16 protein-coding genes are annotated in these 18432 nt (G+C 42.7%); 6 read left to right on the plus strand and 10 right to left on the minus strand.

Going from position 1 to position 18432, the window contains the following annotated elements:
* Window positions 1-72: 72 nt before the first annotated feature.
* Window positions 73-396, minus strand: a complete 324-nt coding sequence (gene fdxA, locus JC606_RS14965) for a ferredoxin FdxA (RefSeq protein ID WP_004737806.1) — start codon at window positions 394-396, stop codon at window positions 73-75.
* A 256-nt stretch (window positions 397-652) separates the two neighbouring features.
* On the opposite strand from fdxA, the gene JC606_RS14970 reads away from it, so the two are divergent.
* Window positions 653-2287 (plus strand): NAD(P)/FAD-dependent oxidoreductase, encoded by a 1635-nt coding sequence (locus JC606_RS14970; RefSeq protein ID WP_198778883.1) that lies wholly within the window; start codon window positions 653-655, stop codon window positions 2285-2287.
* A 222-nt stretch (window positions 2288-2509) separates the two neighbouring features.
* Here the strand turns inward: JC606_RS14970 and JC606_RS14975 are convergent, their stop codons facing one another.
* From JC606_RS14975 to JC606_RS14990, 4 genes are all read right to left on the minus strand, one after another.
* Complete coding sequence (locus tag JC606_RS14975) at window positions 2510-2722, minus strand: hypothetical protein (RefSeq protein ID WP_137406732.1); 213 nt, start codon at window positions 2720-2722, stop codon at window positions 2510-2512.
* A gap of 334 nt (window positions 2723-3056) precedes the next feature.
* Window positions 3057-5177, minus strand: a complete 2121-nt coding sequence (locus JC606_RS14980; protein ID WP_198778884.1) for a hypothetical protein — start codon at window positions 5175-5177, stop codon at window positions 3057-3059.
* Window positions 5177-6754 carry a hypothetical protein gene (locus JC606_RS14985; protein WP_198778885.1) on the minus strand — a complete coding sequence of 526 codons (1578 nt, stop codon included), beginning with the start codon at window positions 6752-6754 and terminating at the stop codon, window positions 5177-5179. The genes JC606_RS14980 and JC606_RS14985 overlap by 1 nt, the downstream gene beginning before the upstream one ends.
* 553 nt (window positions 6755-7307) lie before the next feature.
* Window positions 7308-8414 carry a DSD1 family PLP-dependent enzyme gene (locus tag JC606_RS14990; protein ID WP_137406729.1) on the minus strand — a complete coding sequence of 369 codons (1107 nt, stop codon included), beginning with the start codon at window positions 8412-8414 and terminating at the stop codon, window positions 7308-7310.
* A gap of 348 nt (window positions 8415-8762) precedes the next feature.
* On the opposite strand from JC606_RS14990, the gene JC606_RS14995 reads away from it, so the two are divergent.
* The 3 genes from JC606_RS14995 (at window position 8763) to JC606_RS15005 (ending at window position 11175) form a co-directional block, all read left to right on the plus strand.
* Window positions 8763-9968: a DEAD/DEAH box helicase gene (locus tag JC606_RS14995; protein ID WP_137406728.1), complete on the plus strand. Its 1206-nt coding sequence runs from the start codon at window positions 8763-8765 to the stop codon at window positions 9966-9968.
* Window positions 9969-10076: 108 nt separating this feature from the next.
* Window positions 10077-10481, plus strand: coding sequence for a PPC domain-containing DNA-binding protein (locus JC606_RS15000; protein ID WP_137406727.1), 405 nt, complete (start codon window positions 10077-10079; stop codon window positions 10479-10481).
* Window positions 10482-10551: 70 nt separating this feature from the next.
* Complete coding sequence (locus JC606_RS15005) at window positions 10552-11175, plus strand: 3'-5' exonuclease (protein ID WP_198778886.1); 624 nt, start codon at window positions 10552-10554, stop codon at window positions 11173-11175.
* Between the two features lie 86 nt (window positions 11176-11261).
* On the opposite strand, the gene JC606_RS15010 is transcribed toward JC606_RS15005, so the two are convergent.
* Window positions 11262-12098, minus strand: a complete 837-nt coding sequence (locus tag JC606_RS15010; RefSeq protein ID WP_198778887.1) for a DUF6279 family lipoprotein — start codon at window positions 12096-12098, stop codon at window positions 11262-11264.
* A 279-nt stretch (window positions 12099-12377) separates the two neighbouring features.
* Between JC606_RS15010 and JC606_RS15015 the strand changes: the two genes are divergently transcribed.
* Window positions 12378-12551, plus strand: coding sequence for an RNA helicase (locus tag JC606_RS15015; RefSeq protein ID WP_137406724.1), 174 nt, complete (start codon window positions 12378-12380; stop codon window positions 12549-12551).
* Window positions 12552-12656: 105 nt separating this feature from the next.
* On the opposite strand, the gene dbpA is transcribed toward JC606_RS15015, so the two are convergent.
* From dbpA to JC606_RS15030, 3 genes are all read right to left on the minus strand, one after another.
* A complete protein-coding gene (dbpA, locus tag JC606_RS15020) occupies window positions 12657-14036 on the minus strand; it encodes an ATP-dependent RNA helicase DbpA (protein ID WP_137406723.1) in 1380 nt (459 codons plus the stop codon).
* A gap of 148 nt (window positions 14037-14184) precedes the next feature.
* Window positions 14185-15093, minus strand: coding sequence for an aldo/keto reductase (locus JC606_RS15025; RefSeq protein WP_198778888.1), 909 nt, complete (start codon window positions 15091-15093; stop codon window positions 14185-14187).
* A gap of 217 nt (window positions 15094-15310) precedes the next feature.
* The gene (locus tag JC606_RS15030; protein ID WP_137406721.1) at window positions 15311-15877 is read right to left on the minus strand and encodes a hypothetical protein; all 567 of its coding nucleotides are present in this window, start codon (window positions 15875-15877) and stop codon (window positions 15311-15313) included.
* Window positions 15878-16079: 202 nt separating this feature from the next.
* Here JC606_RS15030 and JC606_RS15035 point away from each other — a divergent pair, with 202 nt between their 5' ends.
* Window positions 16080-17927, plus strand: coding sequence for a M3 family metallopeptidase (locus tag JC606_RS15035; RefSeq protein ID WP_198778889.1), 1848 nt, complete (start codon window positions 16080-16082; stop codon window positions 17925-17927).
* An 84-nt stretch (window positions 17928-18011) separates the two neighbouring features.
* Here JC606_RS15035 and JC606_RS15040 read toward each other — a convergent pair whose 3' ends face one another.
* Window positions 18012-18323 carry a hypothetical protein gene (locus JC606_RS15040; protein WP_198778890.1) on the minus strand — a complete coding sequence of 104 codons (312 nt, stop codon included), beginning with the start codon at window positions 18321-18323 and terminating at the stop codon, window positions 18012-18014.
* Window positions 18324-18432 lie beyond the last annotated feature (109 nt).

The raw sequence follows: 18432 nt of genomic DNA on the forward strand, positions 1-18432 counted from the left end.
ACTTCTTCTTGAAGATAAAAGCGGCTTTCCCCGGAAAGCCGCGATGAACCTTTTTATTTGAGCTTTTAAGAATTACTTCTCTAGCATCGCCAACTTATCAGGCACGCCATTCCATTTTTCTGCATCATCCATTGCTGGTTTTACTTCTGTTTGCACAGGCCAAATCTCAGCAAGTTCTGCGTTCACTTCGATGAAGATCTTTTGATCTTCAGGCAGTTCGTCTTCTTGGAAGATCGCTTGAGCATCACATTCAGGTACACATAAACCACAATCGATACATTCGATCGGGTTAATTACCATGAAGTTTGGGCCTTCATGGAACGCATCTGCGGGACACACTGCCACACAGTCTGTGTATTTACATTGAATACAATTATCGCCTACGACAAATGCCATGATGCTCTGCTCTATAAGTTAGTCAAAATTGAAGAATGGGGATAATACTCATCCCAAAGCAAAATTCAACATCATACGACTCTAATATCATGTCTATTTGCTCCATGTTTCCAAATTAGTATGACAGATAAATCAAATTCTCGTAAAATGCGCGCCATTGTGAGCTTACCGCTTCTTCCCAACATCAGTGTTACACAAAACTCTGCATTCACTAGAAGCGGTCTAGCTAAGACACCTATATTAACGAGACATCGAAATGATACGTTTAACCGAAATTAAACTTCCACTAGACCACGAAGAGTCTGCCATTCAAGAAGCGATTGAAGCAAAGCTTGGCATCAACTCAGATCAGGTTATCTCTTTTAATATCTTTAAACGTGGCTACGATGCTCGTAAGAAATCAAAGATCCTGCTTATCTACACGCTGGATGTTCTCGTTGAAAACGAAGCTGAGCTATTAGAAGCCTTCATCAGCGACCCACACGTAAAAGTGACTCCTGACATGGAGTACAAATTCGTGGCTAAAGCGCTAGAAAACCAGACTGAGCGTCCTGTTGTTATCGGCTTTGGCCCTTGTGGTCTATTTGCTGGCCTAGTGCTTGCTCAAATGGGCTTCAACCCAATCATCGTTGAACGCGGTAAAGAAGTTCGTGAACGTACTAAAGATACCTTTGGTTTCTGGCGTAAGCGTACTTTGAACACGGAATCAAACGTACAGTTTGGTGAAGGTGGCGCAGGTACATTCTCTGACGGTAAGCTATACAGCCAAGTTAAAGATCCAAAACACTACGGCCGTAAAGTAATCGAAGAGTTCGTTGCAGCTGGCGCACCAGAAGAGATCCTATACGTAAGTAAGCCGCACATCGGTACCTTCAAACTGGTTACCATGATCGAAAAAATGCGTGCTTCTATCATCGAACTAGGTGGCGAAATCCGCTTCAGCACTCGTGTAGATGACCTTCACATGGAAGATGGCCAAATCACTGGTCTAACACTTTCTAACGGTGAAGAGATCAAATCTCGCAACGTTGTATTGGCTGTTGGTCACAGTGCTCGTGACACATTTGAAATGCTGCATGACCGTGGTGTTTACATGGAAGCGAAGCCTTTCTCTGTTGGTTTCCGTATCGAACACAAACAGTCAATGATTGATGAAGCTCGTTTCGGTAAGAACGCGGGCAACCCAATTCTAGGTGCAGCAGACTACAAACTGGTTCACCACTGTAAGAATGGCCGCACTGTATACAGCTTCTGTATGTGTCCTGGTGGTACGGTGGTTGCTGCAACCTCTGAAGAAGGCCGAGTTGTAACGAACGGCATGAGCCAATACTCTCGTGCAGAACGTAACGCAAACAGCGCAATCGTTGTTGGTATCGATCCAGAACGCGATTACCCAGGTGACGCGCTAGCGGGTATCCGTTTACAACGTGAACTAGAAAGTGGCGCGTTTGTACTAGGTGGTGAGAACTACGATGCTCCAGCACAGAAAATTGGCGACTTCCTGAAAGGTCGTGATCCAAGTGCTCTGGGTGATGTACAACCATCATTCACACCGGGTATCCACCTAACAGATATTTCAAAAGCGCTGCCTGACTTTGCAATCGAAGCGATTCGTGAAGCAATCCCTGCGTTCGAGAAGAAGATCAAAGGCTTCTCTACTCCAGATGGCCTACTAACAGGTGTTGAGACTCGTACGTCTTCTCCGGTATGTATCAAGCGTGGAAAAGACTTCCAAAGCATCAACCTGAAGGGCTTCTACCCTGCTGGTGAAGGTGCAGGTTACGCAGGTGGTATCCTGTCTGCTGGTATCGACGGTATTAAGGTTGCAGAAGCACTTGCACTGTCTATGGTAGAGCAGAATCAAGCAGAGAAGATAGAGCTTATTAAATAACTCTCCAGATGAAAGCCTAACTGTAAGGCTTATGCCCAAACACGTTATACATTGTTAGCTTACAGAGCTTATTTGGAGTGTCAAACCGCGCATACCATTGTCAATGGTATACGCGGTTTTATGTATCTCTACAAGCCCCCCTTACTTGAGGGAACTGCACTCCAGATTTCGTTTTCATACGAATGTTTGTCAGAAAAGCCAGCTCTGCTATGAGGGGAATGCTTAAACTTGCCCAATTAGGAAAAGTATTGCTGTCAACTGCACTGCAGTGTGTTGAATTGTTAATTTAGAGTATAAACAGCCAAACCACTCTTTTATCAGTGGTTCACTTCCCCCTTTAATTAATATAAAACCTAAATCCTCACTGTCTAATACAATAGCAAAACCTACCCTGCCTTCTTTTAGTGCTGATAAGGCATAAGGCTTCGTCATCATTGCACTCTAGAATTTCCACTCTGAGATTGTGAAAAAACCGACAAGTGGCATTAGTGTACCTAAGGAGGGGGGATGATTGGATGCTGACGCACCAAATAAAGCAAATCTCACTAATAGTCGTCGCAGCCATTATGCTTTCGATAAGCAGCTATGAGGCGATTTAGATTAGGTAACGAATAGCTACATTCTAAATACCCACGTCATAATCTAGACTTGGTCCCTAATACCGTTATAAAGCATCACTAAAGGTACAAGAGCAAAAGGAATTAAGTTTTCAATAACAATACCGACCTCTCACGGTCGGTATTTCTGCGTTGTCAGCACTGGGTAAACGCTACAGGCGGTTCGACACCTCTACCAAAGATTCAATCTCTGTAACCTGAGACCATATATCCATAAGAATCATCTGCTCAAACGGCCGCCAGCGAATTTCGGGCAATGATAAAACGTGACTGAGTTGTTCATTTACCTCTATCCAATATTGGTCTCCGAGATAGACATCCTCGGGCACCGACTGGGTCAAATAGTAGCGATGTGCCTCTCCCTGATATAGCGTCCAGTTAGAGGTAGCATTTTTCTCATCCGAATACGGTAAGGATTGAGCCCAAGGCTGACGAGAGTAGTACATGTATGTTTTGTCTAAAAATGCACTAAACAACACACCTTGAGGCTGAGAAGGCCAAATGGCTTGCTGCCACTGCAAAGGTAGGAAGTTGAGCGATTGATGTTGACGCTGTTCATATTGAAATCGAAATATAAAATCGCCAAGTTTCGTCCAAGCGGTTTGGATATCTTCTTTAAACATCCTATTTCTTATCAATTGAAACAAAAAAGGTTTAGCCTGTTCCGCTGATAAGTGACTTGGGATCTTCTCTAAAATCTCAAACAACTCTGGCATGTCTTTTTTAATCACTCCCAATGAAGGGTTACCTTTATAAGGCAAAGCTGACAGACTTACATCTTCTCTATTTTGCCACTGTTGCCAAAGATTTATATAAGGCTCATCAAGCTCAACGTTTGTCCATCCACGCCTAACACGCTCGTTGATGTAACTGCTCAAATCGATGTTGTCCAAGGGCTCAGACAGCTTTTGTAAAAGTGGATCAGAGTCTTCATCAAAAAAGACTTCTCTGCCTTGATAAACTTGGCAAGAGTACACTCCGCAGATCAGCTCTCCTTCCCCAACAAGAAATCGCCCTGTTCGCTGCTCCTCTTCGGTAGCACGTCGCTGTATAATCGACAAAGAAAAGTTATCAATCGCAATTCGCCGCGCACTTTGATACAAATACAGTCGATAACTTCGAATACTTCCGCTGTTTAAAGTGTCACGCACTAGAGTGTCAATACTATTGCGCTGAATTTCGAATATCTTTTCTCGCCATTCAATAATATGGCTCACTGCATTCTCTATAATATTTTGTTTATAAGCGAGGATATCGCCACGGACTTTGTCGATATGTGGATATTTTCCGATACCATAAAGTTGCCCGACATTTCCCATTAACATTCGATAGCTACATGCCCTCAAATTGTTAATAGCTCCACTAGATACAACACCCAAATTATTAAGTTCCTCCCGAACCTCTAACTTTTGGTTGATACAAGCTTGCTCACCAAATTTCTGAATCACGTGCGGTGGACGGTTATACAAATCCAACATTGTGCTGGCGTATTCGATATCAATTGCAGAAAACATTTTATTGATGACCTCCTGCAACTCTAATACTTTTGCACTATACGTTGCGTCATAGTGAAGTAATTGAATAGAAGCAAGTCTCTTAGTCAACTCGATAATATGCTGCTTTAATTGTTCATGTTGATGCTCAATGGATTCTGCAGACGCGGTGTTTAGCCTTTGGAGCACGGTTTCTTGTCCATAGCTGTAGTGCCCATTTTCCAGCCATTGATTAAGCCGTTTTTCTGGGTTGTCCAATGTAGACAGGTAATCATAGTACCCAATAGCAAAACCGACAAAAGGGATAGGCTCAGCAGTAACACTCAGTCGGTGTAATTCGCTTGCAGAGTCATCCCACATTGTTCTCGTTAAATCTTCAACCCAAGGTGCGAAAAAAACAATATCTAACACGCTTGAAAAAGCCCTACCTCCATTTTTAGCTAGTTGCCAAAGAGCTTGGCGCTCAGACACACGCTCCAGTTGGGCAATTCTTTTTGCACTGTTGGGCTGACTATTTTTACTATCTATTACATCTGTAACTCCAGCCCAATGTTCAGCAAACATACCTTCGTCGCTTATAGGAAGCACTAGACTTGGAATTTTATCCAATGCTGCAATTTCTTTAACATCAGTCAGTTCACTCTCAAATTCATAGTCCAACCGAGCCAGCCACTCGTGCTCTTCTTCAAGTGTTTCAGCTCCAAGATTACAAGTTTCCAATGCATTGGCATTCAAGCTTACGCAAAGACCAATGAACAATATTAAATTTTTGACCTTCATTATAGGCTCCAACACTTCTTTGACTTAGGTAATCTAGAGTTTGCCACTAGCGTTACATTGTCTTTTTCTGCGAGCTTAGACCAGCGCAAACGATTCGCGTATATCACACTTGGATTGGGTTGGTCAGATCTCACGATCCGATTGACTAATAGTTTTTGAGAGCTACCAGCAATACTTTCGGACATCGTCAACGCGGAAATATCGTCATTGGTCGAAATCAGGACCACTTGTTCCGATTGAGTTAACAAATCTCTGCCCTCATTACTAATTTCATCTGCGTTTATTTGAATGACAGAAGATGGGGTATTGCCTTTTTTAATACTATCCGCGGCCTTTTCAATCGTTGCTACTGTTAGGCGCTTTTCAACCTCTGTTAACGATGAAAAATTATCACCTTCGAGAAGAATAACTTTACGATCCGCCTTGATGGCTAATTCAAGGGCGGTACGCAACACTTTATCGAGTTTTGGGAAGCCATTTTTTCGTTCAATTAAGCTTGTGCTTATTAGTAAAAGAGATTGAGGGTTACTATGGAGTGCCTCACTTACTTTTGTCGTACTGAGTGATGTTGAGCTCAATACTCCAGAGGTAGTTTGTTTTACGCTTTTTAACGTTATATCGGTCGGAGTTGATGAGTAATCAATCATAGAACCCGGCCAATACATGTCACGAGCTTCATTTCCAAACTCTTTAGATAAATGATATTCGGATACTGGCACTTCAGATTTCAAACGTTGAATATTAGTTTTAACGCGAGCGTAATCAGCCTTAGATACCGATTTATTCTTTAATGCTTCTTCCCAAACATTCATCACGCTTTCTCTTCTTTCGATAGACGAATGACGTGAAGTAGTGAGTGTTTTTAACTTTGTACTCCCTTTTTGGTAGGAGAGTCCTGTCGCCTCTATCTCACGTTTCATTAAGCTAAATTCAACCACCTCTCCCTCTGTAAACTCTTCTCCATTATGAGTTGTACCAGCGACAGGTGCACGATGACGAATTCGTTGCGTACCCGTTGGTAAGCCGCCAGTTAAATAATCACGAGCATGTATAAGTTCATGCCCGAGTGCTATAGAAGGTTCAATAATAGTTGAGTCACCTGGGATTAAAACTGCATTATCGATGTCAAAATAGATTACTGCAGGAACACCAAGCCCATTTGATTGATAATTCACAAATTCAGGGGAGGCGATTAGAGGTTCTGTGACAAACTGCTTTCCGCCCCTAGGGGGCCTTATTACAACGTGAATCTTTTCTATTGTACCATCAACTAGACCTTCGGTATGGAACGCTAAAGCACGTTCTTTGCTTGGCAGCGCAATCGGGGCATAGTGAGAGGTTTGGTTGATAATGGCTCTCCCCGTGCGAGTCTGCTTCAAGTTTTCAAATAAAGTAGCAATTCCGAGAACGAACTCCTCCGAATGTGCTTGTACATATATTCCACTTTCTACCTTAAATAAATAACCGTCTTTACTCTCTATATCAATAATGTTTTCCCCATCGGGGGGACCAAAATAAACTGATGAATGAGCGAAGGTTGATAAGAAAAGTGTGGTAATTGCTATTAGTAATTTCATAATTCTCCATAAAGCTATAAAAACATTTAAAACTCTTTATTCACTTTCCAACACTTATTAATACTTGTTATTAATGTGCATCAAAAATTATAACTACCCAAAAAGCCTGATCATAGAAACCAGATAAAAAAGAGGGCTATAATACAAGGCTAATTTCCCATAAATTTTAAACACTTCATGCTAAATCACTACAACGTATAAGATTGGCAAGATAAGATAATAAATATAGGAGGATTATGTAGATAAAGGAGGGTTGCCAACATGCTCAAAAGCACGAAAAATAAAACACTAACAGTTAAATAAAATTATGTCACCAACTATTACTCCATAAAAAAAGAAGGTGATAGTAGTATCAGTTTAAGGTGTAATTATGTTGTAGGTAAGTAGCAAAAGTTTCGTTTCATATTAATACTTATTTATAACTCTTTCTGAAAATCAAATTAAACCATTTCATAAAAATAGCAGTAAGTACTAAGTAAAATAATAGAGTTTTCATTATACAAACTGCTTTTTAGGTTGCTGTTCAGACGTTCCAAACGATTATTAAGACATGTTAATCTGAGCGGCCACGCCCTTTTATTGTCCACTGGGAGACCACTTTTCCATCTTGTACGGCATACAAAGTATCGAAATTATTCAATGTCGTATCACAGTGGCTTGGCAACAGAATAACTTGCTGTCCAAGTTCAAAAATCTCGCAACCTTCTTCATGATGAAGGATACCGTGTTCATCCCCGCCAGTTTGATACCTTACTCCTTCACGACCTTCAACAATAGGCATGCCAAGATCAATAGAAAGACATTTCATCCCTGCATCAATCACGGTACGCGAAGGCGTTGGCTGACTAATCACGGTGCTTAGCACTTTGAGGGCTGGAGAAAATTGCTGATTTTTGGTTGTATTGGTTTCGTCTCCAATTGCAAGATAAGCCGCATCCATAAAAAGATACGAACCGGCTTGGATTTCACTGTACCCCAATCCTTGATAGGCAGTGTATGTCCCAGTTCCTCCTCCGCTAATTATCTGAGGAGCCATACCTTTAGGCTCTAAAGTAGATCTAATGAAATCAAACAAAGGCACCACAACAGATCTCGCCTGCTCATTTCGCGAACAGTACCCCTTAACATGTTGTAAGTGTCCGCTATAAGCTTGGACTCCGGCATAGCTAACGCCATCCGTAATTTGAATCGCTTGGATAAGCTCCACTAAATCGTCACCAACCTGAACACCACATCGCTGCTGACCGCATTCAACCTCTATCATCAGCTCAATACAAATATTTGCCGCTGATGCGGCTTTGGCGATTTCTACAACATGATAATGATCGTCAATCACCTGAATAAAACGGGCGTCAGGATGACCTTGATGTAGAGTGATTAAACGCTGAATCTTCTTTTGCCCCGCAATAGGCGTGGTTATGAGAATATCCTTTATACCACCTTGTGCCATCACTTCCGCTTCGCCTAATTTGGCCACACAAATACCCTGCGCTCCCGCGTCTATTTGCATTTGTGCAACAGCAGGAATTTTGTGTGCTTTGGTATGAGGACGAAGAACTAATCCTAAATCGTTAATGCGTTCCTGCATCAACTGAATATTAATACTCATTGCGTTAAGATCCGCGATCAATGAAGGAGTATCTAAATGACTGATATCCATAAAAGTATCCTAGCTAAAATAATAGTTTCTTATGACTGTAATATGCCCGGATTATAAGGTATGAATCACTTTGAGCAAGGCTATTTCTAGACAAATGAATAACATAACTTTTACTTGTGAACTAACAATAGGCTTTGGTTTAGCACATATGCTCAGTTAAGGTAATGTAAAGTGACCGAGAGAATTCCACTGCTGATTAGTTACCATTTACTTAACACTGATAGAGCTAAAAGCGTTTGATACTAGCGATACACAAGCAACATGGTAGAATGCCGCCATTAATCTTATCCTTGTATAAGATTGTTGAACCTTTCCATCGCTATTTAGCCAAATCATACCGAGAAACTTATGCCATTTTCCAAGCTTGGATTAAGCTCACCTATTGTTAAAGCCGTTGTAAAACAAGGCTACGAAAAGCCAACCTCTATTCAAGAAAAAGCAATTCCGATTGTACTTTCTGGTAAGAACCTTATTGCGGCAGCACAAACGGGTACAGGTAAAACTGCGAGCTTTGTTCTCCCTATCTTAGAAATGCTAAGCAAAGGTGAAACGCAACGTAAGAAACGCATCCGTGCGGTGATCCTTACACCTACGCGTGAATTGGCGGTTCAGGTTGAGCAAAACATCAAGAAGTACGCAAAGTTCTTAAACTTAACGTCACTAGCGATGTACGGTGGCGTCTCTTACCAACATCAAAAAGATCGTCTGATTGAAGGTGTTGATATTCTTGTGGCAACACCGGGACGTTTGATCGATATGTACGGACAGCGCGCGGTTCACTTTGATGAGGTTGAAGTGTTAGTACTGGATGAAGCAGACCGTATGCTAGACATGGGCTTCATCGAAGACATCAACAAGATCATCGCTCGCTTACCGCAAGATGTGCAAAACCTGCTGTTCTCAGCAACGCTTTCTACACCGGTTCGTGCACTAGCGAAGAGTGCTATCAGTGATGCTGAAGAGATTTCAATTGCCAAGACAGACGCTTCGAAAGCGAACATTGAGCAATGGCTAGTAACAGTAGATAAAGACCGTAAATCGGCACTACTGAGCCACATGATTACTGAAGGTAACTGGGATCAAGCGCTTATCTTCATCGAAACCAAGCATGGTGCAGCAAAATTGGTTGCTCAACTTGAGAAACGTGGCATTCAAGCTGAAGCGTTCCACAGTGGACGTAGCCAAGCGATTCGTGAAAAGATCTTAGCGGACTTTAAGAAAGGTCACCTTAAGTTCCTAGTGGCAACGGGCGTTGCTGCACGTGGTATTGATATCGATAACCTACCACGTGTTGTTAACTACGATATGCCTTTCCCAGCAGACGACTACGTTCACCGTATTGGTCGTACAGGCCGTGCTGATGCAACAGGTGAAGCGATCTCTTTCTTATCAAAAGACAACTTCAAGAACCTATGCATTATTGAAAAGCGCCTTGGTCACTTGATTGAACGCCGCGTGGTTGAAGGTTTCGAACCACGTAAAGAAGTGCCTATTTCGGTGCTGAACTTTGTTCCTAAGAAGAAAAGAGAACAGCAAGAAAAAGAAGGCAAGTAATTAACCGAGCTTGATTTCAAGCCACAGCGTATTGCCAAATTATGACAAAACGAAGCCAACTAAGGCTTCGTTTTGTTCTGTAAACCAGTGAGAGTTAGAGGGAAGGCAATGATCACCCCAATTGCAACACGATTAACCCGAGGCCAAGACTTAAAGCTTGAGCTACAAAAGCTAGTGACCAAACATAACGTCGCAGCGGGCTCTATTGCATCTTGTGTGGGCTGCGTTTCCCAACTCAATATTCGCTTGGCAAACGCAAACCACACAAAGTTAATTCAAGCACCGTTCGAAATTGTGTCTGTCATGGCAACACTAACGCCGAACCACCAGCACGTTCACATTTCGCTAGCTGATGAGAATGGCGATGTGATTGGTGGTCATTTACTTGAAGGAACCATCATCGCAACCACCGCTGAATTGATTCTTCATCGCTACGATACCTTGACCTTCAGCAGAGAGTATGATGATTCGACAGGTTACACTGAGCTCACTATCAGTGATAACCCACAATAAGCTGGCTACACCGAAGGCAATACCAACGCTTATATAAAGCGATACAGATAAACAGTTATTAGGAAACACCATGGCTCCACACTCCACAGACTCCGTTATCGTTCTCGATTTCGAAACCACTGGCTTGTCCCCAAATATGGGCGATCGAGCGATAGAAATTGGTGCCGTAAAACTCGTTAACGGCGAAGTGGTCGACACCTTTCAACAACTGATGAACCCGGGATTTCGCGTGAGCGGGTTCATTGAAGGCTATACCGGAATCACTAATCGTATGTTAAGCAGTGCTGCAAGCTGCGGAGAAGTGATGGATGAATTTGCAGACTTCATTCAAGACAGCCAACTAGTCGCTCATAATGCCTCATTTGATAAGCGCTTTCTTGATGCAGAGTTAGATAATATTGGTCGTGATTACAATGGACAATTTGCATGCTCAATGCTGATCGCTCGCCGCCTTATCCAAGACGCACCAACTCATAAGTTAGGTGACCTTGTGCGTTTCAAGAGTATCGACAACGATGGTACTTTCCACAGAGCGTTAGCCGATTCAGAAATGACAGCAAGACTATGGTTATTAATGATTGATGAGCTGCAGAGTGACCACGGTATATATCAACCTAGCTTCCAGTTGATGCAGAAAATATCGAAGACAGCCAAAGGTGCAATTCCAAAGCTCCTGATGAGCAACCGAGGTTAAGTGCATTCGCAATAATTAGAATAAGTAAAGGCTGCTCTATATTTCTAGAGTAGCCTTTTCTTTTATTGGCAAGGCTTACTTGCGCCCTACTCTTGCAAGGTAATCAATGTTGACGCAAGGCTCTCTAATTCATTCATGAAATAAGACCATTGCTTATCACTACTTACCGCTGCGATATCCACTAAAAACTTGGCGGATATCTGCATATTCTTGTTAAGTTGAGATTCCAAACCGTCAGGGTAATAAGACTCATTGTTCAAAAGCAACTTCATAATAATCGGCTGAGAGATGTGCAAGTCACTCTTCTTTTCCATCAGTAGAGTGAGATCTTGATAAGTATTATTTTGATACTCTCGCCAGCTATTATTGGTATTTATCCACTCTTGAGACCAAGCCACAATGATCTGTTGTTGTTCTTTTGATACCGATCCTAACCATCGCTCAAGTCTTTCCTCTATTCGCTCGCGATATCGCTCTCTAGAATCATCATCATTCAAAGACAATCTCTCTTCGTAAAACTCTTGCTGCTTTTTTCTAAAGTTCTTTAAGAATTCGCTATCTTGTTTAGGGTTAAGTTGCATACTTAACGCGTAAATGTCAGGAGAGAATTTATTAACGATGGTTCGAATGTGATTTTTTATTTGCTCACTTTGTTCAACAATAAAAGCGGGGCTCAACTCTGAACGATTAATACTTTGCAGCACTTCTATCTGTTCAATATAAAGTGGTAGCTGAGTTTCTTTATGCCATGCTTGCAATGAATCTAAGCGCGCTTCTAACTCAGACTCTTGGCTATTGGATAACGAAACAAAGCCTTCTATATAGCTCACCGCAAACCAGCTGATATTGTTATATGCGAATTTAGTTCCGCACCCGACAAATAGGAAACAACCCAATAGAAGTAACCAACGCCATTTTCTCATTACACCCTCTCACAGCCTATTACTCATCAGCAAACACAAGCGAACTGATAGATTTAATCTTGACCTTATAACATTAGCTATAAAAGCAAGTTCTCGTAAAACTTTGAGATAATTTGAGACTTAGCCTTGCCAAATAAGTAATTTCGGCAAATGATTAAAATAAAATATATTAATAGTAGTGATGAGATTCAGCTTTTATTACTCGCAACCGAGTACAAACAGTCAATATTTTGTTTAGGTTGAATGAGTATGGAATGATCAGTATTTGGGAGGCACGCTATGGCCGCTATTCCAGAGAATACCAGCGCGTTGGAATACGAGCTTTGCTATTTTGACGATGGGAAAGTAACCACCATCACAATATTAGCAAGCAACCGACAAGAAGCGATGACTTGGTATCTTAACGAAGGGAAACATCTTAATGACCTTTATTCGATAAGACCTGATGAATAGAGAGCTAGTTAATCGTTTTATATAATGGGTCAATAGACCAACCCATTTTGAAAGACCCTTTACTGCACCGCGCTTAACGTGACAGTAAAGGGCTAGAATCTCGAATTACTTCAGAATTCGGGCGCGGAATTGACGACCCTTCATTTTACCTGATTCGATCTTGTTCAGTGCTTTTTTAGCGACAGAGCGTTCTACAGCAACGTAAGCACGCATTGCAAACAAGTTGATCTTACCTACTGATTTACCATCGATACCACCTTGACCAGTCAATGCACCAAGAATATCACCCGCACGAAGTTTAGCTTTCTTACCACCATCAATCTGGATGGTTACCATGTTTGAGTAGTAAGGCTTAGCAATTGGTTTTGCCGGTAACTCAGATGGCTCAATCGGCATGTCCATGTACTCATCAATTTGAGCAACACGGTACATCTCTTTTTCGCTAAAGAAACTAATAGCGACGCCTTTGCTACCAGCACGACCTGTACGACCAATTCGGTGTACGTGAACTTCAGGGTCGCGAGATAACTCGAAGTTGAATACTGCATCTAGGTTATCAACATCTAGACCACGAGCCGCAACATCTGTCGCCACTAGAATCGAGATGGTTTTGTTTGAGAACTGGACCAAAGCTTGGTCACGTTCACGCTGCTCCATATCACCATGCAGCTCGATAACGCTAAAGCCGCGGTGGCTTAGTTCGTCAGTCACGTTCTGTACTTCTTTCTTCGTGTTACAGAACACAACCGCTGATTCTGGTTGATGATGAAGTAACAACAACTCTAGAGCATCGTCACGAGCCTCAGAACCTTCAAGCTTGTAGAAGTGCTGCTGAATGCTCGAGTGATCGTGCGTCGATTCAACTTTCACCATTTCTGGGTTACGCATGATGCGGTCAGCAACTGATTTAATTTGTTTAGGGAAGGTTGCACTAAACAGAAGAGTCTGACGATCTTTTGGTGCTGCATCGATAACTGCATCCAACGCGTCTTGAAAGCCCATCTCTAGCATGCGATCCGCTTCATCTAACACAAGCGTGTTCAGCTCAGATAGGTCAATGCGGCCTTTCTCCAAGTGATCAAGAATACGACCAGGAGTACCGACTAAGATGTGTGCGCCATGCTCTAGTGAGCCAATTTGTGGCCCCATTGGCATACCACCACACAGTGTCAGCACTTTAATATTGTGAATGCCACGAGCAAGAGTGCGAATCTCTTTTGCTACTTGGTCTGCCAGTTCACGAGTCGGACATAACACTAAAGACTGAACACGGAAACGCTTAACGCGCAGGTTTTGTAGCACGCCTAAACCAAAAGCAGCTGTTTTACCTGAACCCGTTTTACCCTGACCGATAACGTCCTTGCCATTTAGGATAGTAGGAAGACTTAACGCTTGGATCGGCGTCATTTCAGTATAACCAAGAGAATCCAACGTATGCAGAAGCTCAGGTTTAAGGGCGATTGAAGAGAATTTTGAAGTGCTCAATGGAATTATCCAACTGGTGAAAAACAGAGTGCATTATGAGTGTTTTTGAAAATTATTCCACCTTAATCACAGTTTTGAAGAAATAGGTTATGCGAACACAAAAAAGCCAGCTTTCTTAGCTGGCTTTCGCTTCTATATGAATTACTTTCTATGGCACACCGTGACCTTTAGAAGCCACCCACACGCGATACCATTGCTCGCGAGTCAGTTCAATTTTCAGTGTATCAACAGCTGTCTTAACGCGTTCAATCTTACCAGAGCCAATAATCGCAATAGGATTAGACGGTAAACGACGTACCCACGCGTAGATGACTTGATCAATGCTATCAGCACCCACTTCTAAACGAATCGCCTCAAGCTCTTCACGAACGCGAACCGCTTGTGCAGAATCACCACTGAAGATGCTACCGCCACCTAGGCAAGACCACGCCATTGGACGAGTGCGGTTCATTTGCAGCTGATCAAGCGTGCCATCATGGGCAACGTCGAAATTCAATGGGTTGATTTCAACTTGGTTAGTCACCAAAGGTTTGCCTAGTCGAGATTGCAGTAGCTCGAACTGTCGTGGCGAAAAATTAGAAACACCAAAGTGTTTAACTTTACCGACTTTGTGCAGCTCAGCGAACGCTTCCGCCACTTCATCAGCATCCATCAATACATCAGGACGGTGAATCAGCAGCACATCGATATCGTGAACGCCTAGACGCTCTAATGAGTTATTTACTGATTGGTAGATATGCTGTGCGCTGGTGTCGTAGTGATTGATCTTACGCTCAGGAGTGTGGTCACCACACAGGTTGATATCGCACTTGGTGACAATTTGAATCTCGTCACGAAGGCCTGGCTCTAGTGCGAGTGCCTCACCAAACAACTTTTCACATTGGTAGTTACCATAGATGTCTGCATGATCCACCGTTGTGATACCAAGATCTATGTGTTGCTTAAGGAAAGCTAGACGTTGTTTCGGGGTCATGCCCCACTCTGCTGTACGCCAGTATCCTTGCACCAGCTCAGATACTTCTGGGCCTTGTGGCGCTATCGTTACTTTTGCAACCATGGGTTGTCTCCTTTATCAATACTGAGCGTATCCTATGCTCGTTTTACCGAGGGCTCAACGTTTAACAAATGGCAAAGGTAAACGCTTGCTAAAACTGTGAGAGCAACAGAAAAACCAACACTCAAATCAATAATAGCTTGCTGTCTGGCTCTCAGGCGTTCTACGAAAAAGGTGGTTTACTCGAATGAAAAATAACACTTTCTATAAATTTGAGTGATTAAAAGCGATTAAGTTCCACGGTCAGACTCGCACCGTCATTGATGAGCTCAACCCAAGGTGATTCAACATTAGGGACATTCCACCGGCTTATTTGCTCCAAAGAGTTGTGCGAACCATTCATAAACTCGATCAACCGCTTGTCCACGATGTCAGCACTTACTCCTTCCCTTTCTGCCTGCTCAAGTTGGCTCACAACATCGAACTCATCTTCCCCAATACGAATTGAACTGAGCGCAAAACCATCTTGGCGTAGGTAAGCTTGAAGTTTGGTATAACTTAATTTGGAATATGGCAGGGTGAAACGAACGGCTTCAACACTTGATTCTCTTAAGTCTAACTCTACATACACATCAAGATCGTAATACTGCGTTAGGTCACTGCACAAATGAGTGCCTTCGATTTCGCCACAATCCATTAAATCTATGTCGTTAATATAGTGCTGGGAACTAGGCTGAGAGGGACTCGTATTAAACACGGTTCGCAGCCACCAGCTTTCACTCGCGTATACAGAGAAAGACAATATATTGAGAGCTAATAGTATGGTGAGGGCAGAAAGACTTTTCATTAATGTTGCTTATTCAAATCACTAGACGTGACTCATTATACGTAACCAATCAACCTACAACCTGTTGAGACTATGATTTAAGCTAAAAAGCAAGACTAGGCTGAACAAACACTAATCGGCAAACCTTCAATCAGACATCACAAATACCACTTAATAGATGTGTTATATTACTGAAATTAATGATTAATTTTCAAGGAATGTCATGACGGCAACGAACTATCTCAACCAACTGAATCACAAGTATCTTACTACTCACAAAACGAAAGAAGACTTCTTTTGGGATACTTACATGGGCATCAGTGACGATCATGATGGCTCAACCCTCGCTCAAACTCAGTGGACCGAATTTCTAAGCTCTGCTGAGCAGATAAAGGCTATCGAAGCCCAACTAAGTACCATTGACCAAATTCAAGACCTTCAAGAAAAAGAGAGCACCTTAACCGGGCTCAATGGTTGGTTAGCCACGTTCAAATCGCATGCTATTGAATCGCAGAATTCTCAAGCGCTAAAAGCAGACCTCATCAAGTTTGAAGCTGAACTGTTTGAGAAAAAGCAAAACCACGTGATGACTTACGTAAATGAAGTGGGACAAGAAACAGAAGGCTCGCTTCCTGTCCTAGGTTCAGCTGTGAGAAGTAACAGTAGTGAGCAAGTTAGACATTCAGCACACCAAGCCTTGCTAGGTTTAGAACAATGGCTCCTCGTGAACGGCTTTATTGAACTTATCAAAAAACGTAATAAGTTTGCCCAGTCTCTGGGGTTCAAAACATTTTTCGATTATTCCGTCGTAAAAACTGAGCAGATGACCACAGAGCAACTGTTTACGATTTTGGACGACTTTGAGGCACGTACCCGAGATAGTCACCAAAAAAGTCTCACCAACTTAGCTGCACAAAAGGATCAAAGCGCCCTCGAAGGCCATAACTTCACCTACTCTTTTGCCGGTGACGTGATGAATGACCTCGACCCTTACGTCCCTTTCTCAAAGTCATTGAGACGCTGGATTGAGTCTTTTGGCCGCCTGAATATCGAATACTCTCAAGCCACCTTGAAGTTAGATTTGCTAGATCGCAAAGGTAAATACCCTAATGGTTTCTGTCACGGGCCTATTCCTTCTTTCTATGACCAAGACACTTGGGTGCCAGCTCAAGTCAACTTCACGAGTAATGCTAAGCCCGATCAAGTCGGCAGTGGCTATGATGGGATCAACACACTGTTTCACGAAGGTGGGCATGCAGCCCACTTTGCTAACGTGAAAATGAACGCGCCGTGCTTCTCTCAAGAGTTTGCACCGACCTCAATGGCTTACGCGGAAACGCAATCCATGTTCTGTGACAGCTTGTTGAATGACGCCGATTGGCTAAAACAGTATGCGGTCGATTCAGATGGCCAACCAGTGCCTGATGAGCTCATCAAAGCAATGATTAATAGCAAGCAGCCATTCAGAGCCTACCAAGAGCGCAGTATTCTTGTGGTGCCTTACTTTGAACGAGCGCTGTATGAGATGGCTGATGAAGATCTTACGCCTGAGAAGATCACAGAACTCGCTCGTCGTAGCGAAAAAAGCATACTCGGTTTGGATTGCAGCCCACGTCCATTAATGGCGATCCCGCACCTGTTATCAGACGAAGCCTCTTGCGCATACCAAGGTTACCTGCTGGCTCACATGGCGGTGTATCAAACGCGAGCTTACTTCACTGACAAGTTCGGTTACTTAACAGACAACCCTGAGATCGGCCCTTTATTGGCTAAGCACTATTGGTATAAAGGCAATAGCGTAAATCACAATGGAACAATAGAGAGTCTGACTGGTGAGGGCTTCAATGCCAAATACCTTGCTGACGAGTGCAACTTAACACCTGATCAAGCATGGGCAATTGAAGAGAAAAAGATCAAACAACTGGCTTCTCGTGAACGTGCACAAGTCGCAGATTTAAATGCGAAAATATCGATCGTCGACGGCGCAACTGAATTAGCGAATAATGAAGAGTCGAATGAACAAATGTGTGATGATTTTGAGCGTTTTATTATTGAAAAATACGGACGATAACCAACGTTCACTATCACTCGTGGATTAAACGATAAAAGTAAAAAAGGACGATATTAATCGTCCTTTTTCTTTTCAATATTGGCATTACGCCGTAGCGCACGCCGAGCGTGTTTCGGTATCAAATTCAATATCAACCGATTCAACGCTTCTCGAAGACTTTCTATGAATGCCATATACTTGTCCAGTCAAAACAATATAAAACTTTTCAGTTTTCAGTAAGTCCCATGCTTCATCTAAAGATTCTGCGTAGACTTTGTTTTGTGAGTCTTGTGGACGAGTACCAGCAGCTCTTCCATGTTTACGTGCCAATTCGAACAATCCATTTCGATTAGGTTTGCACGTAAACAGAGTCTCATTGCCATAAATGACACCCTTGCCAGATATGCTCTTAACCATTTTGTTTCTCCAGATAATAATCCACTCGTAACGCTTGAGTGGCATACCACATGTCGAACAGTGGATGCTTAAGCTGCGCAAAGAAGAGAATATGGTGCAAAGACCGGGC

Origin of the sequence: Vibrio sp. IB15 (genome assembly GCF_016406055.1) — a bacterium.
GTDB classification, from domain to species: Bacteria; Pseudomonadota; Gammaproteobacteria; order Enterobacterales; family Vibrionaceae; genus Vibrio; species Vibrio chagasii.

Excerpts from the sequence above, each read along its gene's own strand:
- JC606_RS15015 (WP_137406724.1), top strand. The coding sequence starts at position 12,378 with ATGGCCGCTATTCCAGAGAATACCAGCGCGTTGGAATACGAGCTTTGC.
- JC606_RS15025 (WP_198778888.1), bottom strand. The coding sequence starts at position 15,093 with ATGGTTGCAAAAGTAACGATAGCGCCACAAGGCCCAGAAGTATCTGAG.
- JC606_RS15000 (WP_137406727.1), top strand. The coding sequence starts at position 10,077 with ATGATCACCCCAATTGCAACACGATTAACCCGAGGCCAAGACTTAAAG.
- JC606_RS14980 (WP_198778884.1), bottom strand. The coding sequence starts at position 5,177 with ATGAAGGTCAAAAATTTAATATTGTTCATTGGTCTTTGCGTAAGCTTG.
- JC606_RS14985 (WP_198778885.1), bottom strand. The coding sequence starts at position 6,754 with ATGAAATTACTAATAGCAATTACCACACTTTTCTTATCAACCTTCGCT.
- fdxA (WP_004737806.1), bottom strand. The coding sequence starts at position 396 with ATGGCATTTGTCGTAGGCGATAATTGTATTCAATGTAAATACACAGAC.
- JC606_RS15040 (WP_198778890.1), bottom strand. The coding sequence starts at position 18,323 with ATGGTTAAGAGCATATCTGGCAAGGGTGTCATTTATGGCAATGAGACT.
- JC606_RS15030 (WP_137406721.1), bottom strand. The coding sequence starts at position 15,877 with ATGAAAAGTCTTTCTGCCCTCACCATACTATTAGCTCTCAATATATTG.
- JC606_RS14975 (WP_137406732.1), bottom strand. The coding sequence starts at position 2,722 with ATGATGACGAAGCCTTATGCCTTATCAGCACTAAAAGAAGGCAGGGTA.
- JC606_RS14970 (WP_198778883.1), top strand. The coding sequence starts at position 653 with ATGATACGTTTAACCGAAATTAAACTTCCACTAGACCACGAAGAGTCT.
- JC606_RS14990 (WP_137406729.1), bottom strand. The coding sequence starts at position 8,414 with ATGGATATCAGTCATTTAGATACTCCTTCATTGATCGCGGATCTTAAC.
- JC606_RS15005 (WP_198778886.1), top strand. The coding sequence starts at position 10,552 with ATGGCTCCACACTCCACAGACTCCGTTATCGTTCTCGATTTCGAAACC.
- JC606_RS15010 (WP_198778887.1), bottom strand. The coding sequence starts at position 12,098 with ATGAGAAAATGGCGTTGGTTACTTCTATTGGGTTGTTTCCTATTTGTC.
- JC606_RS15035 (WP_198778889.1), top strand. The coding sequence starts at position 16,080 with ATGACGGCAACGAACTATCTCAACCAACTGAATCACAAGTATCTTACT.
- JC606_RS14995 (WP_137406728.1), top strand. The coding sequence starts at position 8,763 with ATGCCATTTTCCAAGCTTGGATTAAGCTCACCTATTGTTAAAGCCGTT.